Source organism: Novosphingobium sp. GW821-FHT09E05, from assembly GCF_059416165.1.
The window spans coordinates 1-26,942 of record NZ_JBWKOQ010000004.1 but is presented as its reverse complement, the minus strand read 5'-3'; the positions used below and the strand labels follow the sequence as shown (position 1 = coordinate 26,942).

The following is a 26,942-nucleotide window of genomic DNA, read 5'->3' as shown; positions in this document are numbered from 1 at the left end:
CGAAAAAGGTGATCCATGACCGCAAGCCAGCTCAACGCCGCCACCGACCTCCCGCGCAGGAACTCGGCGAGGGACAAAGATTACCTGGACATCTTCCCCTACACCGGGCCGGGCACGTTGATGGGCCGCTACATGCGGCAGTTCTGGCAGCCGGTGGCGCGCTCGGTCGACCTGCCGGTCGGCAAGGCGAAGCCGATCACCATCATGAATGAGAAGTTCACGCTCTATCGCGGTGAGTCCGGCGCGCCCTATGTGGTCGACCATCACTGCCCCCATCGCGGCACCCAGCTTTCGGTCGGTTGGGTACAGGGTGACCAGATCCGCTGCTTCTACCACGGCTGGAAATTCGCGGGCGACGGCGCCTGTGTCGAACGGCCTGGCGAACGCGGCAAGTCCGGTGCCGGCATCCGCATCGGCGCCTATCCGACCCAGGAATTCTTCGGCCTGATCTACGCCTTCCTCGGCGAGGGCGAGGCGCCGGCGTTCCCGCCCTTTCCCGATTTCGGCGGCGAAGGCATTGTCGAGACCTACGCGACGGTCCTGCCGATCAATTTCTTCCAGGGCTGGGAGAACGACTGGGATCCCTATCACGCCCGCTGGACCCACAAAGCCGGCGAACTGCACGAGATCGACTACGACCTCGCCCTCGATACCGAAAAAAACGAGGAGTTCGACTACGGCGTGCGGCGCACCATGGAAATCGGTGACGGCGCAATCAACACCGCGATCCTGATGTTCCCGGCGACGGTGCAGCTGCTAATCCCCACCTTCAATGGCTACAACAAACAAGGCGCCGGACCTTCCTTCCGCCGCACGTACCTCAGCCATGTGCCGATCGACGACCACAGCCACTGGGCCTACATTTCACAGCTTGTCCCGGTGACCGGCGAAGACGCCGAGCGTTACGCCGAGGAGTACCGGATTCAGGAAGCGTTTTATCGCACCCTGCCCAAGCCCGCCGATATCGCAGGGCCTATACTCCAGCACGGCATCACCACTATCGACGATGTGATCGACCATCCCATGCTGGTCGAGATCGAGGACTCGCTGGCGCAGGGCGGTCAGGGCACGATCGCCAATCGCCATGCCGAACACCTCGGCCGCACCGACGCCGGCGTCGTCATGCTGCGCCGGATCATGACCCGCGAACTGCAGGCGTTGGCTGAAGGTAACCCCACCAAACCCTGGTCGCTGTGCCCGATCATCCCCCTGGAAGGCGCCTATCGCCAGTCCAGGAGGTAAAGCCAGATGGCGAAAAAATGAAGTCCCCCGACGCCAATGGGGCGACTGCGGATGGTGATGCTGTCGGCAGCGGCCAGTGCAGATCAGGGCAGCAGTGACTACAACGGTCGCTGCTTCACCCGCAAGCGCTTTCCGGCCGGCCTGCATCGCGGAAAGGTCGTGATCTCGGATCCCGAGGGCGTGCCCCAGCTGCAGCTCGGACGAACTGAGCCGTCTCGCCGATCGTGTCAGTCGAAGTGGTGTAGGATCTGAATGATGGTCCCTCGATTCGGTGGACACCTTTGCTAAGCGCTAACGGGCATCGAGGTGTGCAATGGCAAAGACGAGGAGGAAGTTTTCTCCCGAGTTCAAATAAGAGACGGTTGCCTTGCTGGAGAGCAGCGACTGTTATGCTTTGCGTAACCACGCGGAAAGCGCCCGTGCGCGCCGACCGCACCTTGCTTGACGATGTCCGTCGTCTCCATGCCGAGCATCGCGGCCGCTATGGCAGGCCAAGGATACATGCAGCGCTGCGCGCGGAAGGCAGAACGGCAAGTCGTGGCCGTGTCGAACGTCTGGTGCGGCTACATGGTATCCGCACTCTTGCCGGTCGCAGGTTCAAGCCGTACACGACCGACAGCCGCCATTATCTGCCGATCGCGCCGAACCTGCTACAACAGGATTTTGTTGCGGAGGCACCCAACCGCGTCTGGCTGAGACCATGGAAAGCTTCTTCCACACCCTCAAGGTCGAACTCGTCCACCAGCGGAGATGGGCGACGCGTGACGAAGCACGGCGAGACCGGTTCGCCTACATCGAAGGCTGCTATAACCGGCGACGGATTTATTCCGCTCTCGGATACCGGGCCCCGGAACAGGCCTACGACAAATGGCCTAAACCGGTGTCCACGAAAACGGGGGACCATCATACGGTACGCTATCTTGGAATCGACGTGTAAGATGCGCTCGCGCGCGCTGAGAACACGATAATCTAAACCACCGGCTCCTCGTCTTCAGCGAGGAGCCGGCTACATGGCGTGGGACAAGCCCGTCGTACAGTGAGATGCCGTAAGCGACAGGTTCCTGCGACACTGACATTCGGGCTCGGCCCGACGACTTGAGAGGTTAGATGCCTCCGATGTCGTTGCTTTGTGTTGCTCTATCCTTCGCGATCCCAATATCATCAGCCATCACTCACGATACCGAAGGGCGCCGAGGAGCAGGCTGAAAGCTGCGGAAGGCTGGCGGCGGCTTGGGTAATAGAGATAATAGCCATCGAAGGGGTCGCACCAGTCTTCCAGAATCCGAACGAGTGAGCCATCCTCCAGCAGCGGCGTGACGCGATCCTCAACAAGGTGGGCGATGCCATGCCCGGAGAGCACCGCCTGAAGAATCAGATCGACGTCATTGAGAATGAGCTGCCCATCGGCTTTCAATTTCAGTTCCCGGCCGTCCTTTTCATATTCCCACTGGTAGATGCTGCCGCCGGCCATGCGTAGGTTGATACAGGCGTGATCCGTTAGGTCAGCGGGCGCAGCCGGAACGCCATGCTGTTCGAAATATGTGGGCGATCCCACCGTTGCCATCCGCAGCCGGGGGCCGATCCGCACCGCTACCATGTCTTGATCGAGCCGCTCGCCAAGGCGCACCCCGGCGTCATAGCGCTCCGCAACAATGTCGGTGAGGCCGGATTGTATGTTAAGTTCGACCTTCACATCCGGGTGCTCTCTCGTGATGATGTCGACTGCCGGCCACAGAAGCGTCCGGGCCGCATGCTCCGATGTCGAAATCCGTACGGTCCCCGCAGGTCTGCTTCTGAGTTCGGTCAAAGTGACGATCTTGGCGTCGATTTCCTCGAAGGCGGGCGCGACCGTTTCCATCAGCCGCTCCCCAGCCTCGGTAAGACCGACGCTGCGCGTGGTACGGGTGAGCAGGCGCAGATCGAGCCGTTGTTCGAGCCGCCGGATCGAGTGACTGAGCGCCGACTGAGAGACACCCAGCCTGGCGGCTGCCTTTGTGAAGCTGCGCTCCTCGGCAACCGCGATGAACATCGCTAGGCCGCCCATGTCCGTGCGCTGCATGGGATCACTTCTCCAACGGTTTCATGACGCAGTGTCATAAGGTCTAGTCACATTGTCCGTCTAATCACGACCGAAGCAGATGCCTAGATAGACTTCCTGAAAAGGCGTGGCTTGCCGCCGCGCCCAACGTGAGGACTTACCATGCAGACACGTATGCTCGGCCGCAGTGGCCTCGAAGTATCGGCGCTGGGTTTGGGGTGCATGGGCCTGAGCTTCGGCTACGGCCCGGCGACCGACCGTGCGGACGCAGTCAGGCTCATCCGTGCGGCGCACGAGCGCGGCGTCACCTTCTTCGATACGGCGGAAGCCTATGGCCCCGGCATCAACGAGGAGGTGGTCGGCGAGGCGCTCGAACCCGTGCGCGGCGAGGTCGTGATTGCGACGAAGTTCGGCTTCGTGAATGGGGTGCCGGCTCAGGGCCTGGACAGCAGGCCGGAACGCATCCGTCAGGTCGCCGACGAGGCACTGAAGCGCCTGCGGACCGATCGCATCGACCTGTTCTACCAGCACCGCGTCGATCCGAACGTGCCGATCGAAGAGGTTGCCGGCACCGTGAAAGACCTGATCCAGGCGGGCAAGGTGAAGCATTTCGGCCTGTCCGAGGCTGGTGCCGAGCCGATCCGGCTGGCACACGCGGTGCAGCCGGTCGCGGCGCTGCAGAGCGAATATTCGATGTGGTGGCGCGAACCGGAAGCGGAGATTCTTCCGGTCCTCGAAGAACTGGGCATCGGCTTCGTACCCTTCAGTCCACTCGGCAAGGGCTTCCTGACCGGCCGTTTCGATGCGGATGCGACCTTCGGTGAAGGCGACTTCCGCAGTACCGTACCCCGCTTCTCGCCCGAAGCGCTCAAGGCCAATCAGGCGCTGGTGCTGCTCGTCCGCGACCTCGCTGCCGAAAAGGGCGTGTCCCCGGCGCAGATCGCGCTGGGATGGCTGCTGGCGCGCAAACCCTGGATCGCGCCGATCCCGGGCACCACCAAGCTGCACCGGCTCGAGGAAAACCTCGGCGGTGCCGACGTCGAGCTCACCCCGGACGACATGACCCGCATCGAGCAGGCCCTCGCCACCGTCGATGTGCAGGGCGATCGCTATGCCACGTCGCACCAGCAGTTCGTCAACCGTTGAGCGTTTCGAAAGGACAACCCAACATGACCTCCACCAAACCCGCCGTCACGCTGAACAATGGCGTCGAGATGCCCAGCCTCGGCTTCGGGGTGTTCCAGGTCCCCGACCCTGCGGAATGCGAGCGCAGCGTGCGCGATGCGATCGACGTGGGCTATCGCCTGCTCGACACAGCGACTTCCTATGGCAACGAGGAGGCGGTGGGCGCCGCGATCCGGAACCACGGGATCGAACGCAGCGACCTGTTCGTCACGACCAAGCTGTGGATCGAGGACGCGAGCTATGAAGGCGCCAAGGCCGCCTTCGAACGCTCGCTCAACAAGCTGCAGCTCGACTATCTCGACCTCTGGCTGATTCACCAGCCTTACGGAGACGTCTATGGCGCCTGGCGCGCCATGGAGGATCTGCACCGCGAAGGCCGCATCCGCGCGATCGGGGTCAGCAACTTCTATCCCGACCGCCTCGTGGACTTCGTGCTTCACAACGAGGTCACGCCCGCCGTCAACCAGATCGAGATCCATCCCTTCCACCAGCAGGGCGATGCGCAGGAAATCCTTGAGGAATACAACGTCCAGCCCGAAGCATGGGGCCCGTTTGCCGAGGGCAAGAACGGGTTGTTCACCAACGAAGTGCTCCAGTCGATCGGTGGGAAGCACGGCAAGAGCACGGCGCAAGTCGTGCTGCGCTGGCTGAATCAGCGCGGCATCGTCGCCATTCCCAAATCGGTCCGCAAGGAACGCATGGCGGAGAATTTCGCGGTCTTCGATTTCGAGCTGGACCTCGACGACGTCACGAAAATCGCGTCGCTCGACGAAAAGGCCAGCGCCTTCTTCGACCACCGCGACCCGGCGATCGTGAAGTGGCTGGGCACCCGCAAGCTCTAAGCTGGCCGGGGTAAGTCGGCCGAACAGCACCGACCTACCCCCTACCGGCAATACCAAGGCAAATACGATGGTTTCGAATAGCAGATCGCCCGATGTGGCCGACCGGCCCGGCGCCCATTCCAACGCGATCCTGGCGATCATTCTCGTCAGCTACGTCATGATCGTGCTCGACATCTCCGTCGTGCTGACGGGCCTCCCCCGGATCCACCAGCAACTCGGGTTTTCCGAAACCAATCTCGCCTGGGTCCAGAGCGCCTATACGCTGACATTCGGAGGATTCCTGCTGCTCGGCGCGCGTGCGGGGGATATTCTCGGTCGTCGCCGGATGTTCATCGCCGGGATCACGGTCTTCACGCTTGCTTCGCTGGCCATCGGCGCTTCGCCTACGGCAACATGGATGCTGGTCTGGCGCGGCATACAAGGCGTAGGCGCCGCGATCCTCGCCCCCTCCAGCCTCTCCCTGCTCCAAACCAATTTTGCCGAAGGCCATGCCCGGACGCGGGCGGTATCGTACTATGCTGCTGCGGCCGGGGCGTCCGCCACGGTGGGCCTGGTGCTCGGCGGCGTGCTGGCGGAATGGGTCTCGTGGCGGGCCGGTTTCTACATCAACCTCCCTGTCGGCATCGGCCTGATCTGGGCGACGCGCCGCTTCATTGCCGAGACCCCTCGCCATGCCGGGACATTCGACATTCCCGGCGCGATCACCTCGACGCTGGGCATGGGAGGCATCGTCTACGGCTTCATCCGATCCGCGCACACCGGTTGGGCAGACCCGCTGACCCTGGCTACGCTGGGTACGGCCATTGTCCTGCTCGCGGCATTCGTCGCGATCGAAGCGTGGGTGCGCCAGCCCATCCTGCCCCTGCATCTGTTCGCCAACCGGGTCCGGTCCGGAGCCTATGCGGCGCGCGTTCTCTATCTTGGCGCGATGGTGGGCTTTTTCTTCTTCACCACGCTCTATCTGCAGGAGGTCGTGGGCTACAGCCCGGCCTGGACCGGGCTTGCGTTCGTGCCCGCCACCATCCTGCACGTTCCTTCGGCCATCGCCGTGCCGCGCCTGGTCAAGCGCTACAGCCCCAAACTCCTGCTTGTTGTGGGCATGATCGCCGGTATAGTGGGCATGGCCTGGCTGAGCCGGGCATCGGTCCATTCGGGCTACTGGGTCTCGGTCGCATTGCCAATGCTGCTGATCGGCGTCAGCCAGGGCCTGACGCTCAGCCCGCTGACATCCGCCGGCGTGGTGGGCGTCACCGACAGGGACGCCGGCGCGGCTTCGGGGGCGGTCAACGTGGCCCATCAACTCGGCAGTTCGGTAGGCCTCAGCATTCTCGTCGCCGTCGCATCGATCGGCGCGGGCAGCCTGACGGGCAGCGCCCTGACCGCCCATCGAATCACCACGGCATTCGATGCCGGCACGCTGATGCTGATGCTCGCGCTTCTGGTGGCGACACTGACGATCGTCCTGCCCGTTCGCCGGGCCGCCTCGCCAAGGCCGGTGGCAGCCTCCGCTTGAGATAAACCGCCGTTTCCTGCCTCGAACCGAAGGACTCCGCAATGGACAGCCATTCCGACCTTTCCCGGCGTACCGTTCTGGCCACCCCTGTCGCACTGTCCCTCCTCGGGAGCACGTCTGCCTGCGCCAAGGAGAAGGCCGACACGTCCGGCTCGGGATCGAAGACGCTCGTGGCGTTCTTCACCCGCTCAGGAAACACGCAAGTCATCGCCGGCACCATGCACCGCCTGCTGGGGACGGAACTATTCCAGATCCGCCCCGTCCGTCCCTATCCGGAAGACTACGAGAAAACGGTCGAACAGGCCCGGCAGGAACGCGATCGCGGCTACGAGCCGCCGTTGGAGGCCCGCGTTCCGGGCTTCGCGGCGTTCGAAACGGTCTACCTTGGTTTTCCCATCTGGGGCGAGACCACGCCGCCGGTGATCCGCTCGTTCCTGACAGCACACGACTGGAGCGGGAAGACCCTGCAGCCCTTCATCACCCATGGCGGATATGGCCCCGGCAACAGCATGGCAATCCTCCGGAGCCATGCGCCAGGCGCCAGAATCGAGGAACCATTCGTCCGCGAAGCCGATCAGGAGCGGCGTACACTCAACCAGGTCAAGGTATGGCTTGGAAAGTGATGGCCTCCCTGTCTTTCCCAATTCATCATCCAAGGAAAAGGAACACGTCATGATACTCAAGCGTGCAGGCTCGCAGCCGTCGCAGGTCGCTCCCAGCGAATACTTCACCGGCACGGTCCGCCTTGATCCGCTCAGCGCGCCGCCCGCGCCGGCGCGCCATTCCTGCGCTGCCGTCACATTCGAGCCCGGTGCCCGCTCGGCCTGGCATACCCATCCGCTGGGGCAGACCCTCATCGTCACCGCAGGCTGTGGTTGGACCCAGTGCGAGGGAGAGCCAATCGTCGAGATCCGCGCCGGCGACGTGATCTGGTGCCCGCCCGGTCACAAGCACTGGCACGGTGCGACGCCGACGACGGCGATGACCCATATCGCGGTGCAGGAAGCGCTCGACGGCAGCGCGGTGACCTGGATGGAGAAGGTGACCGACGCGGAGTATCTCGCCGGCCCGCCGCAGGACTGAAGACAACCACGGTCCGCCCGCAGTGCCGGCGGGCCGTGGCGCTTCCCGGTGGCGGCGGAAGGATCAGGCCAAGGGCGGCAATCTGTCGAGATATTTGTCCAGCGTGATCGGATAGTCGCGCACGCGCACCCCCGTCGCATTGTAGACCGCATTGGCGATCGCCGGCGCCACCCCCGAGATGCCGAGTTCGCCGACGCCCTTGGCCTTGAGCGGAGACATCGTCGGATCGACTTCCTCAAGGAAGATGACCTCCTGATGCGGAATGTCCGCGTGGACGGGCACTTCGTAGCCGGCGAGGTCGTGGTTCACGAAGAAGCCGAAGCGCTTGTCGACCGCCAGTTCCTCCATCAGCGCAGCCCCGGCGCCCATCGTCATGCCGCCGATGATCTGGCTGCGCGCTGTGATCGGGTTCAGGATGCGCCCGGCCGCGCAGACCGCGAGCATGCGCCTGATGCGGATTTCGCCCGTATAAGCATCGACCGCGACTTCGCAGAAATGCGCGCCGAACGTCTGCTGCGAAAACCGCTTCGACAGATCGCCGTACTCCATCCTGTCTTCGGCGGTGATCGTGCCGGCCTGTGCGGCTTTGGCGAGAGGCATGGCACGGCCATCGGACCGGACCTGTCCGTCTTCGAAGACCGCATCCACGGCATTGACGCCGAGGCTCGCGGCAACGGCCTCTCGCAGCTTCACGCAGGCCGCGTAGACACCCGCCGTGGCCGAGGCGGCGCCCGCCTGGCCGCCGCCCCCGAACGCATCGGGGAAGCGGGAATCCGCCAACTTCACGATCACTCGCTCGAGCGGTAGCCCCATCATCTCGGCGGCGGTCTGGCCGATGATCGTATAACTGCCGGTGCCCATGTCGGTCATGTTGCTCTCGACGGTGACGATGCCTTGCGCGTCGAGGCTTACGCGCGCACCGGCCGGCTGGATCGGGGCGCCGCGGATCGCCGAGGCCATGCCCATGCCGATCAGCCAGCGGCCTTCGCGGCGGGAGGCTGGCGCCGCACTTCGCTTGTTCCAACCAAAGCGTTCGGCGCCGGTCTTCAGGCATTGCACCAGCTCGCGCTTGGAGAACGGGATCTCCCCCGGCCGAGGCTTTGCTGCATCGTCTGCCTGCCCGCCGCCTGACGCGGAACCGCGGTCGGCGTGCCCCGGTACGACCTGCGTATCGTTCAGGACCCGCAGCTCGACCGGATCCATTCCCAGCTTCTCCGCAAGCTCGTCCATCGCCACTTCGAGCGCCATCATTCCGGGCGCTTCGCCCGGCGCGCGCATGGCGTTGCCTTCGGGCAAGTCCAGCAGCGCCAGCCGCGTCAGGCTCAGCCGGTTGGCCCCGGCATAGAGCAGCTGCGTCTGCGCCGCAGCAATCTCGGGCCCGCCGCCCGGCAGGTTGCCCGACCACGTCTCATGCCCGATCGCGACGATCTTCCCCTGGCGATCCGCACCGATCCGCAACCGCTGGACCGTGGCGGGCCGATGGGTGGTGTTGTTGGGCATGAGCGGACGCGGCAAGGTCACCTTGACGGCTCGTCCCGTAGCCCGCGCTCCAAGCGAAGCCAGGACCGCGTCGGAAGCCACGCTGCCCTTGCCGCCGAAACCGCCACCGATGTACGTCGCGACGATGCGGACCTTGTCCCGCGCGATACCCAGCTTGTTCGCCAGGTCGCGCTGCGCCCAGCCGACGATCTGCTGCGCGGACCAGATCGTCAGGCTGTCGCCTTCCCACCTGGCGATGGTGGCATGCGGCTCCATCATCGAGTGGCTCTGGTCGGGCGTCGTGTAAGTCTGGTCGACCGTCACGGCGGCAGACGCGAAGGCCCCATCGAAATCGCCGATCCCGACGTCGGGCTGGCGCTGGTGAGCCTTCGCGCCCGACCGTGCGGCCATCAGGTCATAAGCCCCGTCCGCGCGCTCGTATTGCACGCGGATCAGGCCGGCCGCAGCGCGGGCCTGTTCGAAGGTCTCGGCAACCACCAAAGCGACCGCCTGATGGTAGTGCTGGACTTCCGGACCGGCGAGCGGCCTGGCGACATAGAACCCTTCGCTGCGCAGCGGTCCCGCGTTCGCCGCCGTGACGATCGCCAGCACACCGGCAGCCGCCTTCGCATCGGTCACGTCGAGCGACGCGATCCGACCCTTGGCGATGGCCGCGCCCAGCACGTAGCCATAAGCTGCGTCAGGCGTCACATCGTGCAGCTCATACGAATAGCGCGCCGTGCCGGTCGTCTTGAGCGGGCCTTCGATACGCGGGTGGGGCCGACCGACGACTTTTCCCCGGTCGATCGGATTGATGCCTGCGGGCGTGTCAAACTTCATGTCGTCTCTCCCTTGCCGCGTGCATCGGCGATCACGGCCGCAAGCGTACGCTCGACCAGCGTGACCTTGAAGCGGTTATCCTCGGTCGGCCGGGCATCCGACAGCAAGGCTGCCGCCGCGGCCTTGGCGCCCTGCGGAAGCGCCTCGTCGGCCACCGAACTTCGCCAGGGTTTGGGAGCGACACCGCCTACCGCGAACCGCCCGCTTCCATCGGGCTGGATGATCGCACCTACCGAGACCAACGCGAAGGCATAGGACGCCCGGTCGCGGACCTTGTGGTAGATCTGGATGCCTCCGACCGGCTTGGGCAGGGTCACGGCGGTGATCAGTTCGCCTTCTTCCAGCGCGTTCTCGACGTGCGGAGTGGTGCCGGGCAGGCGGTGGAAGTCGGCGATGGGAATTGCGCGCTCCGAGCCATCGGGCTTCACCGTCTCTACGCTGGCATCGAGCACCCGCATGGCGATCGCCATGTCGCTGGGATGCGTGGCGATGCACGCGTCGCTGGTGCCGATGATGCCGAGTTGCCGGCTCACCCCGCCGAGCGCAGCGCAGCCCGAGCCGGGTTGGCGCTTGTTGCACGGCAGGTTGGTGTCGTAGAAATAGGCGCAGCGCGTACGCTGCAGCAGGTTGCCCGCCGTCGTCGCTTTGTTGCGCAGCTGCCCCGAAGCGCCAGCGACGGTCGCTCGCGAGAGAAGGGCATAGTCGCGCCGGATGCGCTTGTCGGTCGCCATCTTGCTGTTCGTCACCAGAGCGCCGATGCGCAGGCCGCCCTCGGCAGTTTCCTCGATCGTGTCGAGATCGAGACCATTGACGTCGATCAGGTGCGTGGGCGTCTCGATCTCCAGCTTCATCAGGTCGAGCAGGTTGGTGCCGCCGGCGATGAACCGGGCGCCGGCCACGCTCGCGGCCTTGGCGGCGGCGTCACGCGGCGAGGTCGCGCGCTCGTAGGAAAAGGGCTTCATCCCTTGGCTCCTGCAATTTCGGCCATGGCTTCCATGATGTTGGAGTACGCGCCGCAGCGGCAGATGTTGCCGCTCATGCGCTCCCGCATCTCCGCATTGGAGACGAGGGCCGAGGCCTCGATGTCATCGGTGACGTGGCTGGGCATTCCGGCGCGGATTTCCTCCAGCACCGCGACCGCCGAGCAGATCTGGCCCGGCGTGCAGTAGCCGCATTGGTAGCCGTCATGCTTGATGAAGGCCGCCTACATCGGGTGCAGCTTGTCTGGCGTTCCCAGGCCCTCGATCGTGGTGACCTTGTCGCTCTCGTGCATCACCGCGAGGCTGAGGCAGCTGTTGATGCGTGTGCCGTTGACGAGGACCGTGCACGCCCCGCACTGCCCGTGGTCGCACCCCTTCTTGGTGCCGGTGAGTTGAAAGTGCTCGCGCAGGGCGTCGAGCAGCGTGGTGCGGGTATCGACTTCCAGTTGGCGGCGCTTGCCGTTGACTTCGAAGGCCACGCGCATGTCTACCGGCAGGCGCTGCGGTGCGGCCGTCTGCGCCGCGGCCTGTCCCACCGGGAGAGCCGTGAGCGCTGCCGACGCGCCGCCGGCCACGAGCACCCCGCGCCTCGACAGTTCGAGATCGTTCCTGTTCGTCATGGGCTCGTACTCCTGTGCCGCTATAACCGTTCCCGGGCTTGCCTCCCGGAACCGGTTCATCCTTTTAGACCTGCGCCTCATGGGTGCTTGGCCCGTGCCTCTGCCTGAGGGCCCTTGCGATAATCCGCCTCTGACACCTGCTCACCCCACTCGACCGCCTTGCCGTCGAGGGTTTCGGCCACGGCGACATGGCTCATGGGACCGGTGGGAGCGGCGCCGTGCCAGTGGCGCACGCCTGGCGGGCAGACGACCACGTCCCCGACACGCATTTCCACGATCGGCCCACCTTCGACCTGGGTCCAACCCAGGCCCTCGGTGACGATCAGGGTCTGTCCGAGCGGATGGCTATGCCATGCCGTGCGGGCACCCGGCGCGAATGTGACGGTGGCGCCGCTGAGGCGAGAGGGAACGCTCGCCTCGAAAGGCGCCGAGACGGTGACCTTGCCGGTAAACCGCGTAACCGGCCCATCGCTGACCGGCCCCCTCCCGCGCCGGGCGACAATCAATGCCATCGAAGTTGCCGCAGCCCGCTTTTCGACGGCTTCGCGCACGAGTGCGGCGCCGGACATGGCCTTGGGCCACCCGGCGTAGAAGGCCAGATGCGTCATCGCCTCGCCGAGTTCGACCTGGGTCACCCCGTTGTCGAGGGCGCGGTCGATGTGGAACGGCAATTGGCCTACATCTCCAGCCATCGTCAGCGCTGCGATCGTCACCAGGCTGCGGTCGCGAGGAGACAGATCGGGACGGCGCCAGAGGTCGGCGAACACGACCTCGTTGGTGAACCGGGCGAGGTCGGGTGCCATGGAGGCGATTGTCGCGTCGACTTCGTCGGCACGCAGCTTTTCCTGGGCGGCAGCCACCGACAGCGGAGGCATAAGCGCTGGCGCGACCGCGGTCGGGGCGATCTTGCGCTGATCGAATACCTCGCGCACGACGGTGGTCGCGGAGACCGCATTGGGCCATCCGCTGTAGAAGGCCAGATGCGTGACGAGGCCGGAAATCTCGGAAGGCCTGATGCCGTTGTCGAGCGCCCTGCCCAGATGGCCCGACAACTGCGCAGACTTTCCCCCTGCGATCAGTGCGGAAACCGTGATGAGACTGCGGTCCCGCTTGCTCAGCCGGGGATTTTCCCAGTTGTCGCCGAACAGGACATCATCGGTGTAGCGTGCGAGGGCAGGGGCCACCGCATTCATATCCGCAGGAGCGACCGACGGACGGTCGCCTGAAGCTGCCTCACCAATCGATGGGGAGCAGATCGACAGGATGCCCATCACGCTTCGCCAAATTTTTGCCATAACTCTATCCTGATTCCGGTGAGCAACGCGGTAGCCTTGCTTCTCGATAGGATAGTTCAGACCGTCAGCATCGATTAGCGCCCAAACGTGCATGAACCTATGACAGCGTTTCATGAAACTCGGAGAGCTCAATGACGTTGCGGTCGCGGACGAGCGATGGTTTTCGATAAGTTCCGCCATTGGTTGCCGAGAAGGCTATGGCTGAACTTGATCGCGACCTAACACTACCGCCCTGCTCGCAGGAATTTCCCGCCCTCATATCGGTCGTTCGCGATACTGAATCGCGTGCTCGAACCACGCCATTCTTTCTGGTCTTTCCTAGACGCCCGGAGGCTTCAAAGGCGCGCTAGGCTTGAAGCAAGATCGCTTTGTTTGAAAGGCTTCGTCAGACGCGCGATACCAGGCGAAACACCCATGTTCTCGGCATAACCGGAGATGATTAGCACCCGCATATGCGGGCGAATATTCTTTATCCTGTTGGCCAAATCCGTGCCCGTGATACCTGGCATAAGGTGATCCGTCACAAGCAGATCTATGTCTGCTTCTTGATCCAGGATTCGCAAGGCATCCTCTCCCGATGCTGCCTCTACCACACAGTAGCCCAATTCGGTCAGCATGTGCACTGTACTGGCTCTGACCAGGTCCTCATCATCCACGACCAGGACAGTACCAACCTGGGGAAGGGCGATCCGCTCGTCGACGATCTGCTCCTCCTCCAGCGGACCTTGGGTGACCGGCAGCCACAAATGAATCGATGTGCCGCGCCCAACGGCGCTTTCGATTTGCAGCCCGCCGCCGAGCTGGGCGGCCAGCCCATGCACCATCGAAAGGCCCAGACCAGTGCCCTGCCCGACGCCCTTGGTGGTAAAGAACGGCTCGATTGCCTTTGCCATCGTCGCCTCATTCATTCCCCTGCCTGTATCTGCGACGGTCAGTCGGACAACATCGCGACTTGGCAGGCCCCCGCCGCTCTCAGCGTCAAGCCTGTCGCGCTGAATGCTCACCGTCAGCGTTCCTCCGTCCGGCATCGCGTCCCGGGCGTTGACGACCAGGTTCAACAGCGCCATCTCCATCTGGTTGGCATCTGCGTTGGCCTTGGGAATATCCGAGTCAATCTCAAGGACAACCTTTACACGCGGTCCGCAGGTGCTCACGATCAGACCCTGCATGTCGCGAACCAGAGCGTCGAGGTCGATCGCTTTGGCCTGAAGCGGCTGCCGCCTCGCGAAAGCCAGCAAACGCTGCACCAGCATACGCGCACGGTCAGCCGATTTGATCGCCCCCTCAATCAGCTTGCGCTCACGATCGCTGCCAACACCGCGCCGATGCAGCAGGTCCAGGCTGCCGACGATGGGCGTGAGGAGGTTGTTGAAATCGTGCGCTACACCGCCGGTCAGCTGACCCATGGCTTCGAGCTTTTGCGATTGTCGCAGCGCTTCCTGCGCCTGTTCAAGAGCCCGTGTGCGCTCGTCCACGCGGTCCTCCAGCGTTTCGTTCAAACGCCTGAGCCCCTCCTCACTCTTGCGTAGAGCTTCCTCCATCACGCGCCGTGCCGAAATGTCGTTGAACAGCACCGCGACGCGGCCGGCTCCCGGATCGCCAACCCGAAACGCATAGACCTCATACCATATGTCGCCGAGCGCTTCGGCATGCTGCTCGAAACGGATCTGCTCGCCGCTGCGCGCGACCCCGCCATAGACTTCGAACCAGTGCTGCTCGTGACCGGGCACCATCTCGCGCACGGACCTCCCGGTTGCATTCAACAGTCCCGTTTGCCGCTCGAATGCCGGGTTGGCCTCGATAAAAACATAGTCCGAAGGGTTGCCCTGCGCGTCGAAGATCATCTCGATGATGCAGAAGCCGGCGTCGATCGATTCGAACAGGGAGCGGTACTTGTCTGCCCCCCGGTCTAGTTCTTCCAGACGGCTCCGCGCGTCGTATTGGCGGCGCCGTCCGCGTAGCGCCGATTGTGCCAGGCTGACCAGCGTGGTCGGATGGAACGGTCGCTCCAGAAAAGTTACGTTTCCAAGCACGTCGAGAAGGCGCTTTGCCGCCGGGTTACGCTCCAGTCCGCCCCCTTTTGCAGTCAGAAGCACGAACGGGAAGTCCGACCACTCGGCCTGTTCGCCCAGCCAGCGGGCAAGCGGATTGAGGTCGGCGGTGCGCAGGGCCTCTTCCGTGAGCAACGCAAAGCCCCCGCCGCGCTCAAGTTCCGCGACGAGCTGAGGCACTGAAGAAGCGGTGGCAGAGTGCAGGCCGGCATCCATGAACAGACTGGCCGCAATCGCCGCATCTCGGCCATGCGGAGCCAGGATGATGCCGCGTTCAGAAAGATGCGGGATCACCCGTGTTCGTCTTCTAGAAGTACCGGCGCATCCTGTCCGCCCACGAAATCAGGGACGCCACGTAACACTCCCTGAAAACCGACCAGAGGTTCGCCGACCTTGATCCCGTAGTTTCCGATCCGATACTCGCGGATGGTGTCTTCATGTGCCCCGGTCCGCTTCTTGATGATCGAGATGGCGCGCCGCACGCGGCCCGATGCCTCGAAATAGCGTAGCAGGATCACGGTGTCGGCAAGGTAGGTGACGTCGACGGGCGACTTCATATCGCCGACAAGGCCGTGCTGCGCCACGGTCAGGTAGGTGGTCGCCCCCTGCCGGTTGAGGTATTGCAGCAGCTCGTGCATGTGAAGAATGAGCGCGTTCTCCTCTGGCATCGCCGCTTGGTAGCCGTTCAGGCTATCGACAATGACCGACTGGACCCCATGCTTTTCGACCCGCATCTGTACGCGCTGCGAGAATTCGCCCGGCGAGAGTTCGGCCGCGTCCACCTGCTCGATGAACAGATTGCCCGCATCGACCATTCCCTGCATGTCGATGCCGAGACCGAGGGCACGATTGAACAGCAGCCCGATTTCCTCGTCGAAGACAAACATCGCGACCCGCTCACCACGCGCGATGGCGGCTGTCGCAAAAATAAGCGTAAGCAACGATTTGCCGGTTCCCGCAGGCCCGAGCACGAGGATACTGGAGCCCCGTTCGACGCCGCCCCCCAGGAGAGCGTCAAGTTCTGCGGAAGTGCTCGAAAGCGCCTCTCGTTTGAAGCTGGTCTTGTGTTCGGCGGATACCAGACGAGGGTAGACTTCCACGCCTCCGGTTTCGATGCGAAAATCATGGAAGCCGCCCCTGAAGCGCCTGCCGCGATATTTGATGATGCGCAAGCGGCGACGCTCGGGACCGTAATTCGGAGCCAATTCTTCGAGCCGCACCACACCATGCGCAACGCTGTGAACCGTCTTGTCAGCGACGTCCGCCGTGAGATCGTCGAGCATGAGCACTGTCGTGCTTTGCCGCGAGAAAAAGTGCTTCAGAGCGAGGATCTGGCGCCTGTATCGCAGCGAACTTTGCGCCAGCAGCCGGATTTCCGAGAGGCTGTCCAGCACGACCCTGTCGGGTTTGGTCCGATCGAAAGCCTCGAAGATGCGGCGCGTCGTCTCTCCCAGTTCGAGGTCCGAGGAGTACAGGAGGCTCTGCTGCTGGTCTTCGTCCAGAAGGCTTTCCGGTGGAACCAGTTCAAACAGGTCGATACCGGTCAGGTCCCAATTATGCGAATGCGCGCTCTCGCGCATTTCTTCCTCGGTTTCCGACAGGGTGATATAAAGGCAGCGTTCGCCGTTCGCCGCCCCCTGCATCAAAAACTGGGTGGCTATGGTCGTCTTGCCAGTTCCGGGACTGCCTTCCAGCAAGAACACGCGCCCACGCGAGAATCCGCCCGCCAGAATGTCATCCAGTCCACCTACCCCGGTCAAAGCGGGGGCCATCGAGCCGTTCACCATTCTGATAATCTTACCTGGTCAATCGCATCCCGCCGTCAACGGTTGCGGATATTTCGTCTTAAGACGATACGCTTGAGGACGCGATTGGCTGCATGGATTCGATCGACGATCAGTTCCCCGCGGCGACCGTTTGCGCCATATCTGCGCCCCGCTAATGCACAACATCGCCAAACTTGTCGGCGGAGCGGGCCGTTGAGAATGATGCTGGTCACTTACGTCAGCCGCGTATTTCAGCTGGTCAATGCGTTCTGCTTGGCGAAGAATATGTCCACCCGCAGCCCCTCGCCCGGCGCTGAGTTCACCGTGAAGGTTGCCTTTGCATTCTGCCGAAGCGACTGGGCGATAACCGCGCCCAACTTTCCGGGCTTCGGCCAAGTCACGCCATCGGGGAGGCCGATGCCGTCGTCAGCCACGATCACATGGCAGCCGGTGTCGTTGACCAGACTGTGGAGAGTGATCATGCCTCCACTTTCGTCGGGGAACGCATGCTTGAGCGCGTTGGTCAGAAGTTCGTTGACCACCAGTCCCGCCGGCATCGCGACATCGATCCCCACCGCCCAGGTATCGACCTTCAGGTCGAGCCGGATCCCTTCAGGCGCATGAGCCTGGATCACCGCAGAAGCGATCTGGCTGAGATAAATGCCCAGATCGACAACGTCGCCCTGCTCCCCCGCCGCCAGTGAACGGTACAGTAAAGCCAACGAATTGATACGGCCAGCCAGCCGGTCGAAGCGTTCTCCCGTCTCCTGGTCAGGGACGTTGCGTGCCTCCAGCCGGATGAGCGCGGTGATCATCTGAAGGTTGTTTTTCACGCGGTGCTGCAGTTCGAGCAGTAGGGCATCCTTGTCGCGTAGGGACTGCTTCAGAGCTTCGTCTTCATCCCGAGTCTTCGCGCCCACACGGGCCATCGCGACGAGACGGAAAAGTGGCCTCCCCTCCTCGTCCTCGATGGTATTCGACCAGGCATCGACCTCGAACACTTCACTGTCGTGTTCGATCCTGAAGGTGCCTACATAGTCTTCCTCCAGTTCGACAGCCTCGCTAAGGCGGCGCATATCGTCACGCGGCAAAGCTTCACCAGGCAATGCCCGCCAACTCTGCCCCACCAGTTGTCCAGCTGTCTGCCCGGTCAACCGTTCGAATTCGAGGTTCACGTAGGTGATGAACTCCTTCGGTTCGATTTCCGAAACGGCGATGGCGATCGGCACATGATCGAGAAACTGCTTGAACCGATCGCTTTCAAGTGCATTTGCCAGATCCGGTGCCTCGAGGATTTTCTCAAGCGGATCGTTTTCTTTATTTTCGCTCATTCACCACCTCCGGCGGCCAAGGCATAGCATATGCGGACGCGACCAGGCGCACGCCAATTGCTCGCCAAGATGCGAATGGCGGAAGGGGTGATATTTATTGACCGTAGAGATCGCCCGCCCCCTATTACACTAAACTCAACCACCGCCCTGATCCCGTCATCCTCACGCCAAAATCGGGTGCCGATTCCGGCCCTTCGTTCATCGCCTTGAAGCGGGACTTAACTGCCTTTCCGTAGACAGCGATGAACGGCAAATTTTAGCGAAATCAGACTTTTGTCGCGTCGTCCCAGCAAAAAGGACCTTCAGCCGCTCCTCCAAACCCCGCATCGCATGGCTGAGCCCCGACTGCGACATCCCGAGCTTCGAGGCCGCGACATGCGGCGTGACTATCGGGCATCAGGCGTAAGCGGAGTCGCTTTGCACCGGCAGCATCTGCGATGCACGCACGAGATCGGGCACCGAACGCAACTCTAGCTTGCGCATCATGCTGGAGCGATGAATTTTTACGGTGATCTCGCTGATCCCAAGTTCCCACGCAATTTGCTTGTTCATCAGGCCTCGCACGACGCCATCCATCACCTGCCGCTCGCGGGGGGTGAGGGTGTCGAAGCGCTGGACGATCGCATGGCTGCTGCGCGCGGCGCTGCGGCGCTGCGGCGCTGCGTGTCGATGTCGAGCGCGTGCTCGATCGCGCCAAGCAGGTCCATTTCGTCGAACGGCCGAGGCAAGAAATCGACGGCACCTGCCTTGATCGCGCACACCGTCAGCGGCACGTCGGCGTGGTCGGTCACGAAAATCACGGGGATCGGCTCGCCGCGCAGCTTCAAGCGCTCGATCAGTTCAAGACCATCGATGGCGGGCAGCCGTATTTCCGCGACGATGCAACAGGGCGCCTCGGGCAGTGCAGCATCCAGCAGCGCACCCGCCCAGTTGAACGTTTCTGCAACGTAGCCTTCGTCGCGAAGCAGGGCACGAAGCTGCGAGCGCGCCTCGTCGTCAGCATCGACAATCAGCACCTTGCCCCGGTTGGTTTCGCTGGTCGAAAGTCGCATCGCATCACTCCTGCTTGTGCTGGGAGGGAATGGTCCAAAGTGCACGAAAGCGGCAATCCCCTCTTTCGGGGGGAATTGCCTTGGCGTCCGGTGAGGGCCTAGAGAGGCGGCATGGAAACCAGGGACCTGCAGGCACCGATCCGCATCGCCGTGATCGACGACCACCCGTTGCTGCGCGACGGCATCAGCGCGGTGTTCGCGACTCAACCGGATTTGGAACTCGTCGGCTCTGGCGCGGACGGGGAAGCGGCGGTGCGCGTCTATCGCGAACTGCGACCGGATGTGATGCTGCTTGACCTGCAGATGCCCAATGTTGATGGGTTGGAGGCGATGACGCACATCCTCGACGAATTTCCCGATGCGCGCATCTTGGTGCTGACGACCTATTCCGCCGATGGCCGCGCCACGCAGGCAATCAAGGCGGGGGCCTGCGGATACCTGCTCAAGAATAGTCTGCGGACCGAGTTGCTGGATGCGATCCGGTCCATCCACCGGGGCGGGACGCACTTCGACAAGCAGGTGTTCGCTGCAGCCGACCGCGACGCCAAGCGCCTCACCGCGCGCGAGAGCGATGTGCTGGAACTGGCAGCGTCGGGTAATTCGAACAAGCAGATCGCGGCACGGTTGTCGCTCTCCGAAGACACCGTGAAGGGCTACATGAAAGCCATCTTCGCACGGCTGGGGGCGATGGACCGTACGCACGCAGTCGCCATAGCGGTGCGCAACGGCCTGATCGAACTGTAGACACGTTCAAAGAGCGAGGTGAGAGGCGGTGGCGCGGTCTATCGATAGGCGATCCTGGCAGGCAGGGTCAGACGGATGGAGGTGCCCCGGCCCGCCGCTTTGGCGATGCTGAATGTTCCGCCCAGACGCTCGATCCTTTCGCGCATACCCGTGAGGCCGAAGTGCCCTTCCCGTCCACCCGCTGCACGGACATCTTCGGGCAGGCCGACCCCATCATCCACCACGCGAAGCGAAAGACTGTCGCGACCGTGGTGAACTTCGACCCATACCATCGTCGCCTGCGCGTGCTTGACGGCATTGGCCAGGGCCTCGCCCACGGTAAGTTCGACCTCCTCGGCCACCGGGCCCCCGACGAGTCGTTCGGGACCGTCCACCCGCACGTCCCATTGCAGCGCATCGCTCACCACTCTTTCCCCGCAGTTCCGAATGGTCTCGGCGATGCATTTGGGTTCGGCGTCCTCGCGCAGGCCTCGCACGCGCTCGCGTCCATAAAGCAGGACATCATCAGCGCGATCCAGCGCCTCCTCGATCGCGCTGTGCGCGGGCGTGCCAGGGGTGGTGAGGTGAAGCACCGTCTGGAAGCGAAGCATCAGCCCCTGGAATCCCTGCAGCAAAGTGTCATGCAGATCCTGGGCGATGCGTTCGCGTTCGGCAACACGCTCCTCGATACGGTCACGCAGCGCCTGGATGGCCAGCCGCACGCGCCAGCGGAATAGCGCGTAGATTCCCAAAACGAGCCCAGCCAGCACGGCAAGACGGAACCACGAGGTCTGCCAGAAATGCGGGGCAATGACGAATGCGATCGCGGTTTCGTGCCTGGCCCAGGGGCCATCTCCAGTAGCGGCGGTGACGTGAAAGCGATAAGTGCCGGGGCCCAGCCCCGCATAATCGACGCGGCGGCGCCCGCTCGCATCCACCCAGCCTTCATCGACGCCATCCAGCTTGTACCGATAGCGGTTGCTTTCCGCGTCGGCGAGACCCAACCCCACGTAAGACAGGCTGACGCGGGTCGTGCCAGCGGGCAACCGGGCCCCTTCCAAGGAGTAGGCGCGCCCGTCCACCTCCAGCCCGGTAACGTGGATCGGCATGTCACCGGGCTCCGCCGCGACGCGCGAGGGATCGACCTGCACGACTCCGGTACTCGTCACGAACCACAGGCGTCCCTGCGCATCGATGGCGGCATCGTTGGCGGAATAAGGCTCGGTACGCGCGCGGATCGACCCGTTCTGACCGAAGCGGGCAAGCGGGATCGGCGAGCCCGGCTTCGAGAAGGCTGTTTCGAGGTCGACTTTGGCGACGCGGATGATGCCACCTGATGAGATCAGCCAGAAATGGCCCGGGGTTCGCACGATGCCCATCACTCCGGCAAGCCAGGGATAAGTACGCGCGCTCAACTGCTGGATGCGGCGCCCGTCGTATCGGGCAAGACCGCCTTCACCGCCGATCCAGGTCTCGCCGCCCATCTCCTTGAGCATGCGCACGAATCCGACGCCGGCCTCGCCAGCGCTCCCGCTACCCTCCGGCCAGATCGGCGTGGCCTTGCCATCGTGCACCCTCGCAAGCAGGCGCAGCGGCTGGTTGAGTATGAAGGTGCCGGCCCCGTTGGCGATGAAGGTCGTCGCCGGCGGAAGCCCCTCCTCCTTGACCCAGCGGGTTCCCTCCAGCCGGTATATGCCGTGCGCGGATACCGACTGCCACAGGTGCCCCTGCGGATCGGCGGCGCAGGCCTGGCCGAATTCGTGCGTCTGTTCGTGCGGGCCGATAACCCGCGTAAGGGTAGAGCCGCGCACGAGATATTCGTTTCTCGCCGTGAAGACGTAGGCGCCAACGCCCGGCACCGAGCAGATGTCCGAGACCAGCCCCGAACGCAGGATCAACCGCGCTTTGCCAGCGACGATGCGGTACAATCCCTCATCGCCGCCGATGTAGAGCGAGCCGTCTGGCCCTGTCGCGATGCCGGTCCGCACCCCAGCGATCCCCGTGTAGCGCACCACCGGCGTCCGCACGAAGCGGTGCAGGCCATCGGGAGCGCCCGCCCAGATCGTGCCCTCTTTATCACGCATCAAGGTGGTCACGCGCACCGGATAGGTCTCTGCGCGGTCCTTCGTCAGGGCAGTGCCAGGCACAGTCTCGAGCCCGGTGGCATCGCCTGCGATCCACATCAGATTGTCGGCATCGAACAATAGTTCGCGTGAACCGTCCGCCCCGTTTATCGGCTCGCCAAAGGCGACTTCGGTTTGGACGAAGCCGCCCGGCGTCAGGCGCTGCAGACCGTCGCTGGAATAGAACCACATGGTCCCTGCCCAGTCCTCGCGGAACGCAGGGCCTAGGTTCATGAGCGCGGGCACCGCCTCAAAGGTGCGGCTGCCCGGGCGAAGGCGCAGGATTTCTGGGTTGGAGGCGATCCATATCGTGCCGTTGCGCTGCCGGTACATGCGCACAAGCGGGCCATCGACATCGAGCGCATCCCACCGCCCCTTCACCAGATGGCGCAATTGCGATCCATAGCCGCTCCACGATGCCACCCAGACGCTTCCGTCCGGCGCGGCAGCGATGTCGGTGACACGCCCTCGCGGCTTTTCCGGATTGGCACCGCGCAGGCGGCCGCCTTGCAGGTGCGCGATGCCGCCGAACGCATAGCCGACCCACAGCCCGCCATCGGGCGCAGCGGCCAGCGCCGTGACCTGTCTTGCGCGGAAGTTGTCGAAGTCCTCGGGATCGACGCGCAGGAAGTTCAACCCGTCAAAGCGATAGAGCCCATCGCCGGACCCGAGCCACAGGAACCCGTCGCGGGTACGGGCGATCGCGCGGATGTCGGGCGGGGCGCCATCGGCCAGCGACCAGTGGCGACTGGCGTAGCCGGGAACTTCCGTCGCCGGCGAGGCTACGACGGAAGGCGCGTGCAACATCGCGCCAACAAGGGCAAGAAGCGGCGCAAGCGTGCGGGAGATGGGGCGAGCAACGGCTCGATCGAGGCGCATCGGCGGCGCTTCGCATGACAAGGCGACGCCGACAAGCTACCCTTGGTTTGTCCTGCCCCATCGCCCTGCAGGCTTCAGGCCTTGCGGGGGACGGCGGAAGCCGGGTCGCGCAGGAACACCAGTGTCGCCCCGAGCACCATCGCGCCCGCCAGAGCCAGCGGCAGAGCCAGCCCGCCATGCATCAACAGCAGCGCACCCACCGCCGCGCCCGCGAAGATCGAGACGATCGCGCCAATGCGGCGTGCGAAGTTGGGCGTGGTGCCACCGACTTGGTCGGCGGCGATGCCGGTGATGGTGAGCGTCAGCACCGTGGTCGTGAGATCGGGCACCTTGAGTTGGCGTACGGTCGCGTTGCGCAGGCCCATCGCGAAGCCGGTCAGCGCGATCACGCTCATCACGCCCGCCTTGCTCGCCTGCGCGGCGACGTCGATGTCGAGCGCGATCAAAGCGGCTATCCACAGCAGCGCGGCTTCGACCACGGCGGCCCAGAGCAGCCAGCGGCCTAGCGGCCGATCCACATGTGCCCTCCCCAGACGCCCGGCTCCCCACGCACCTGCCATGAAGGCCACCAGAGCCAGAACCGAAGGGATCACCTTGAACCCGGGCATGCCAGCAGCCGCGAACCCCAGAAACACGACGTTGCCGGTCATGTTGGCGGTGAAGACCTTGCCAAGCCCCAGCACGGACGCCGCGTCCACAAGGCCAGTGGTGGCCGACAACAGCAGCAGCAGCCGCGGAAGGGAGGAAGAGGGAGCGGCGGGGGCGTTCATGGCGATCTCCTAGTGGACTGCGATGGGTTTATCGCGGGGCGGAACACCGGGTTATCCGAATAATGTCCGCCGATATGTTCGATGAATTAGAAAGGATGGCGATGTCAGAAGCGGAAGTTGCTCTCGAGACCCAGCATATGGATCGTCCTTGCAACGCCCGTCTGGCGCACGAACGCCCCTGGCGCGAAGGCCGATAGCGAGGCGGACAGTTCGAGTTCGGGGGTGGCCTGCCAGGCGAGGGTGGCCTCCACTTCCTTGCCGATGAAGCGCGCCCGGCTGTCGCCCGCTTCGCGGAGCAGGTTGCCCGGTATGTCCAAGACCCCGTCGCTGCGGGAATAGCGCCAGAAGGCGGCCGCCGCGAGACTGGCGGATATTTCGGGAGCCAGTTGCACGCCCAGCAAGGGATTGACGTTGATGATGTTGTAGGGCCCCACCGGCGAGAGTTCGCCGAAGTATTTTCCTTTGGGAAACAGCGCATTGAAGGTCCCGAGCCGGTTGTCGCCGCGGTTGCCGTCGCCGCTGACGACGTTCACTCGCACCGTCAGGTCCGGCGTCAGCGGGCCATCGGGGAAAGCATGGCCCAGTTCCGTGCCAAGCGTCCAGGCGGAGATCGGCCCGCCGGCGAAATGGCCGAACTGGTAGACGCCTTCGACATTCCAGTGCCAGTCACTGCGAGTGCCGTGCCAGCGTGCAGCGACACTGTGACGGGTCTCCTGCCCGACTTGTGTGCCCCATTGCGCCATGTCGTTGCGGTAGCCCAGATAATAGACGTCGAGCCCCGGCATCTGCGCATAGGCTCCCCACAGGGCCTTGTCGGGCGAGCTCCGGTCGTCGAAACTACCGGTGCCCGGTAGTACCGGATGCGCTGCGACCAGGCTGATCCGAGCGGCGCCCAACGTGACATCGGCGCGGATACCGTCGAATGCGAGCGGTACGTTGGGTCCGTAGCGGGTCCCGATCAGCCGTTCGGTGCCAAGCGACAGCATCTGGCGGCCGCCCCGCACCGAGACGGGGCCGAGATCGGCCTCGATAAAGCCCTGCAGAAGGTCCACGCCCGTCTCGTCCACCGGCCCTGCCGACGGCGCGACCCCGATCGAGGTGGCGGCGATCGGCTGCACGAAGGCCCGCAACTTGCCGACGTGCAGGTCGGCATAGGGCATGGCCCGCAGCCAGACGTAGCCGTCGTCCGGCACCACGGCACCGCCCCACAGGTTGTCGTCGTAGTTTTCATTGCGGGCGCGCAGTTCGATGCCGGTCGAAAGAAAGGCGTGATCGCCCAATGGTATGTACTTGAACGGTCCGGTCCAGTGGTCGTCGCGTTCGCCGGCGTCCTCCAGGTCCGACCAGTCCTCGTCGTAGCGCGTGATGCTGAGCGTGGGCGCCTCCCAAGCCTCCTTCGGCGCCGCGCAGGCGAGGCTGGGTACGGCGGCGCTCACCACCAAGCCAAGCGCGGCGATCCTACGCAAGCGCTGCCCCCTTGCGCGCCAGGATCGCGGCAAGGATGAACCCACCTACCAGGCCCATATGCTCGAAGAAGGCGTTGGTCGCGGCGAAGCGCTCCGGGCCCTGGGGCATCGTCCAGAACGCGTTGGCCAACAGCGCGGCAACGAACGTGAAGACGCCCAGCATGCCCGCACCCAGCCAGACCAGGCGGCCGCTCAGGATCAGCAGCGGGCCGACCAGTTCCAGCGCGATCGTCAGCCCCGCCCAGACGGCGGGGGGGGCCAGGCCGAAGTGGGCCTGTTCCGCTAGTGCCGCGGGCCAGTCACCCAGCTTGGTCACGCCGCCCACGAGATAGGCGCCCACCAGCAGCAGGCGGGCGATGAACCCGGTCGGCGAGAAGTTCAGCACGGCCCCCACGAAAGAAGGCATGCGATTCATCTGGAGGCGGCCGGCCATGACTCAGGCTCCCTCGTGGATTTCCGCGACGTAGCCGCCGGGGAAGCGCACGATGGCGCTCTGCCGCTTGTTCGCCTCGAAAGGCGCGACCAGCGTTTCCACACCGGCCGCCGACGCCTTTGCGAGCGTGGCGGCAAGGTCGCTCACACCGTAACCGGTGATGTCGCGGCCATAGGGCCAGGGCAGTTGGCCGTCCGAGACGAAGACCACCATCTTGCCGTACCCACTTTCGATGGCGATGCGGCGGATAGTCTTGCCCGTCTCGCCGATCTCGCTGCCGGAAGCGGCCTTGTCGTCAGCAGTGATCTTACCATGCGCGTAGCCGGTCCAGCTTTTCACGAAGGCGTCGGCGGCGTCGGGCGTCAGGTATACGCGGTTCTCGGGCACCGAGACCAGCGGGGCGTAGTTCGGCTTCGCGGTGTGCCAGTAGATCTGCATGTTCACGCCACCCGGCCACTGCACCACCGAATCCCGGCCGATCGGATCGGGGAATGTGGCGATGCGCCGCACCGCGCCGTGCTTCACTGCCGATGCCACAGCGCCGTCGAGATCGGTGACCAGATAGCCGGTGCGCTCGTCGCCGAACGGATAGGGGATCGGCGTCTTGAAGCCGAACACCGAGACCGTCCCCGAAGGCGTTAGCACAAGCTGCGACTTGGTGAGACTCTTGGTCGGAGTGACCTGGAATTCGCCCTGCTTGCTGGTGGTGCCGCCGAACGTGGCGACGAAGCTGGCGACGAACGTGTCGAACTGGTCCTGGGGGACGTAGACGTGCGTGGTATCGTACTGCGCGCCCTGTGCGTAGTCGGTGGTCTCCGCTGCAAAAGCGGGAGGACCTGCCAGGATGGCGGCAGCGAAAAGGAAGGCGAAGCGCTTCATGGTAGGTCTCCTAACGGGAATGGTTCAGGCAGATTTTTGTCGTCCCACGCGCAGGCGGGACGGGGGCGGCTTCTCGTCCGGCAATTCCGTCACTCCGTCCGGCTCACACTGCCCAGCAGCCGCAGCCGAGCGCGCCCCAGAAGGTCTGGACGTCGGCGGCGGGGACGTTGGCGCCCAGCGCTGCGGCGTGGTCGTGGCCGTGGACGCCGCAGGAACTGGCGCAGCCGCAGGCCGAGGCGAGCTTCTGCTTGGCTTCGGGTGTCTGGTAGTAACCGCCGAAAGTGGCGACCGGCGACCAGTCGGGCATCGGGCGCGGCAGCTCGGGGGCGAGCGGGCGGAAGTCACCGTCACC

Annotated in this window: 22 protein-coding genes and 4 pseudogenes; 9 read left to right on the top strand and 17 right to left on the bottom strand. The window is 64.1% G+C overall.

Features of this window, described 5'->3' with window-relative positions; all coding sequences use genetic code 11:
• The first annotated feature begins 15 nt into the window (after positions 1–15).
• The 3 genes and pseudogenes from AC07M9_RS16290 to AC07M9_RS16280 all read left to right on the top strand — a co-directional run.
• Positions 16–1,242 (top strand): Rieske 2Fe-2S domain-containing protein, encoded by a 1,227-nt coding sequence (locus AC07M9_RS16290; protein ID WP_494885093.1) that lies wholly within the window; start codon positions 16–18, stop codon positions 1,240–1,242.
• A gap of 379 nt (positions 1,243–1,621) precedes the next feature.
• Positions 1,622–1,937: pseudogene (locus AC07M9_RS16285) on the top strand (IS3 family transposase); the annotation flags it as partial.
• Positions 1,938–1,940: 3 nt separating this feature from the next.
• Positions 1,941–2,101 (top strand): annotated as a pseudogene (locus tag AC07M9_RS16280) (IS3 family transposase); the annotation flags it as partial.
• Positions 2,102–2,410: 309 nt separating this feature from the next.
• On the opposite strand, the gene AC07M9_RS16275 reads toward AC07M9_RS16280, so the two are convergent.
• A complete protein-coding gene (locus tag AC07M9_RS16275; protein WP_494885091.1) occupies positions 2,411–3,301 on the bottom strand; it encodes a LysR family transcriptional regulator in 891 nt (296 codons plus the stop codon).
• A 141-nt stretch (positions 3,302–3,442) separates the two neighbouring features.
• On the opposite strand from AC07M9_RS16275, the gene AC07M9_RS16270 reads away from it, so the two are divergent.
• The 5 genes from AC07M9_RS16270 to AC07M9_RS16250 all read left to right on the top strand — a co-directional run bounded on the left by AC07M9_RS16270 (position 3,443) and on the right by AC07M9_RS16250 (position 7,903).
• Entirely contained in the window at positions 3,443–4,426 is a 984-nt protein-coding gene (locus tag AC07M9_RS16270) for an aldo/keto reductase (protein ID WP_494885089.1), read from the top strand.
• 23 nt (positions 4,427–4,449) lie between these two features.
• Positions 4,450–5,307: an aldo/keto reductase gene (locus AC07M9_RS16265; protein ID WP_494885088.1), complete on the top strand. Its 858-nt coding sequence runs from the start codon at positions 4,450–4,452 to the stop codon at positions 5,305–5,307.
• Positions 5,308–5,374: 67 nt separating this feature from the next.
• Positions 5,375–6,820 (top strand): MFS transporter, encoded by a 1,446-nt coding sequence (locus AC07M9_RS16260; protein ID WP_494885086.1) that lies wholly within the window; start codon positions 5,375–5,377, stop codon positions 6,818–6,820.
• A 41-nt stretch (positions 6,821–6,861) separates the two neighbouring features.
• Positions 6,862–7,443: a flavodoxin gene (locus tag AC07M9_RS16255; protein ID WP_494885084.1), complete on the top strand. Its 582-nt coding sequence runs from the start codon at positions 6,862–6,864 to the stop codon at positions 7,441–7,443.
• Positions 7,444–7,492: 49 nt separating this feature from the next.
• A complete protein-coding gene (locus AC07M9_RS16250) occupies positions 7,493–7,903 on the top strand; it encodes a (R)-mandelonitrile lyase (protein ID WP_494885083.1) in 411 nt (136 codons plus the stop codon).
• Positions 7,904–7,966: 63 nt separating this feature from the next.
• Here AC07M9_RS16250 and AC07M9_RS16245 read toward each other — a convergent pair whose 3' ends face one another.
• The 10 genes and pseudogenes from AC07M9_RS16245 to AC07M9_RS16200 all read right to left on the bottom strand — a co-directional run bounded on the left by AC07M9_RS16245 (position 7,967) and on the right by AC07M9_RS16200 (position 19,317).
• Entirely contained in the window at positions 7,967–10,222 is a 2,256-nt protein-coding gene (locus AC07M9_RS16245) for a molybdopterin cofactor-binding domain-containing protein (RefSeq protein WP_494885081.1), read from the bottom strand.
• Entirely contained in the window at positions 10,219–11,184 is a 966-nt protein-coding gene (locus AC07M9_RS16240) for an FAD binding domain-containing protein (RefSeq protein WP_494885080.1), read from the bottom strand. Before AC07M9_RS16240 ends, AC07M9_RS16245 begins: the two co-directional genes overlap by 4 nt.
• Positions 11,181–11,822, bottom strand: a pseudogene (paoA, locus tag AC07M9_RS16235) (aldehyde dehydrogenase iron-sulfur subunit PaoA). The gene AC07M9_RS16240 and the pseudogene paoA overlap by 4 nt, the downstream one beginning before the upstream one ends.
• Positions 11,823–11,899: 77 nt before the next feature.
• On the bottom strand, positions 11,900–13,117 hold the full coding sequence (locus AC07M9_RS16230; RefSeq protein ID WP_494885078.1) for a (R)-mandelonitrile lyase: 1,218 nt from the start codon (positions 13,115–13,117) through the stop codon (positions 11,900–11,902).
• A gap of 335 nt (positions 13,118–13,452) precedes the next feature.
• Entirely contained in the window at positions 13,453–15,462 is a 2,010-nt protein-coding gene (locus AC07M9_RS16225) for a hybrid sensor histidine kinase/response regulator (RefSeq protein WP_494885076.1), read from the bottom strand.
• Complete coding sequence (locus AC07M9_RS16220) at positions 15,459–16,955, bottom strand: ATPase domain-containing protein (RefSeq protein WP_494885075.1); 1,497 nt, start codon at positions 16,953–16,955, stop codon at positions 15,459–15,461. The genes AC07M9_RS16225 and AC07M9_RS16220 overlap by 4 nt, the downstream gene beginning before the upstream one ends.
• A gap of 230 nt (positions 16,956–17,185) precedes the next feature.
• Positions 17,186–18,265, bottom strand: a complete 1,080-nt coding sequence (locus AC07M9_RS16215; RefSeq protein ID WP_494885074.1) for a sensor histidine kinase — start codon at positions 18,263–18,265, stop codon at positions 17,186–17,188.
• A gap of 198 nt (positions 18,266–18,463) precedes the next feature.
• On the bottom strand, positions 18,464–18,655 hold the full coding sequence (locus AC07M9_RS16210) for a LysR family transcriptional regulator (protein ID WP_494885465.1): 192 nt from the start codon (positions 18,653–18,655) through the stop codon (positions 18,464–18,466).
• A gap of 6 nt (positions 18,656–18,661) precedes the next feature.
• Positions 18,662–18,817, bottom strand: coding sequence for a LuxR C-terminal-related transcriptional regulator (locus AC07M9_RS16205; protein ID WP_494885073.1), 156 nt, complete (start codon positions 18,815–18,817; stop codon positions 18,662–18,664).
• Between the two features lie 23 nt (positions 18,818–18,840).
• The gene (locus AC07M9_RS16200) at positions 18,841–19,317 is read right to left on the bottom strand and encodes a response regulator transcription factor (protein ID WP_494885072.1); all 477 of its coding nucleotides are present in this window, start codon (positions 19,315–19,317) and stop codon (positions 18,841–18,843) included.
• Between the two features lie 111 nt (positions 19,318–19,428).
• On the opposite strand from AC07M9_RS16200, the gene AC07M9_RS16195 reads away from it, so the two are divergent.
• Entirely contained in the window at positions 19,429–20,061 is a 633-nt protein-coding gene (locus AC07M9_RS16195) for a response regulator (RefSeq protein WP_494885071.1), read from the top strand.
• A 38-nt stretch (positions 20,062–20,099) separates the two neighbouring features.
• Here AC07M9_RS16195 and AC07M9_RS16190 read toward each other — a convergent pair whose 3' ends face one another.
• The 6 genes and pseudogenes from AC07M9_RS16190 to AC07M9_RS16165 all read right to left on the bottom strand — a co-directional run.
• Positions 20,100–23,042, bottom strand: coding sequence for a sensor histidine kinase (locus AC07M9_RS16190; RefSeq protein WP_494885070.1), 2,943 nt, complete (start codon positions 23,040–23,042; stop codon positions 20,100–20,102).
• 74 nt (positions 23,043–23,116) lie between these two features.
• Positions 23,117–23,812, bottom strand: coding sequence for a YoaK family protein (locus AC07M9_RS16185; protein ID WP_494885069.1), 696 nt, complete (start codon positions 23,810–23,812; stop codon positions 23,117–23,119).
• 104 nt (positions 23,813–23,916) lie between these two features.
• Complete coding sequence (locus AC07M9_RS16180) at positions 23,917–25,278, bottom strand: alginate export family protein (RefSeq protein WP_494885068.1); 1,362 nt, start codon at positions 25,276–25,278, stop codon at positions 23,917–23,919.
• The gene (locus AC07M9_RS16175) at positions 25,271–25,693 is read right to left on the bottom strand and encodes a DoxX family protein (protein ID WP_494885463.1); all 423 of its coding nucleotides are present in this window, start codon (positions 25,691–25,693) and stop codon (positions 25,271–25,273) included. The genes AC07M9_RS16180 and AC07M9_RS16175 overlap by 8 nt, the downstream gene beginning before the upstream one ends.
• 21 nt (positions 25,694–25,714) lie before the next feature.
• A complete protein-coding gene (locus tag AC07M9_RS16170) occupies positions 25,715–26,590 on the bottom strand; it encodes a glyoxalase (RefSeq protein WP_494885066.1) in 876 nt (291 codons plus the stop codon).
• Between the two features lie 103 nt (positions 26,591–26,693).
• Positions 26,694–26,942 (bottom strand): annotated as a pseudogene (locus AC07M9_RS16165) (amidohydrolase); the annotation flags it as partial.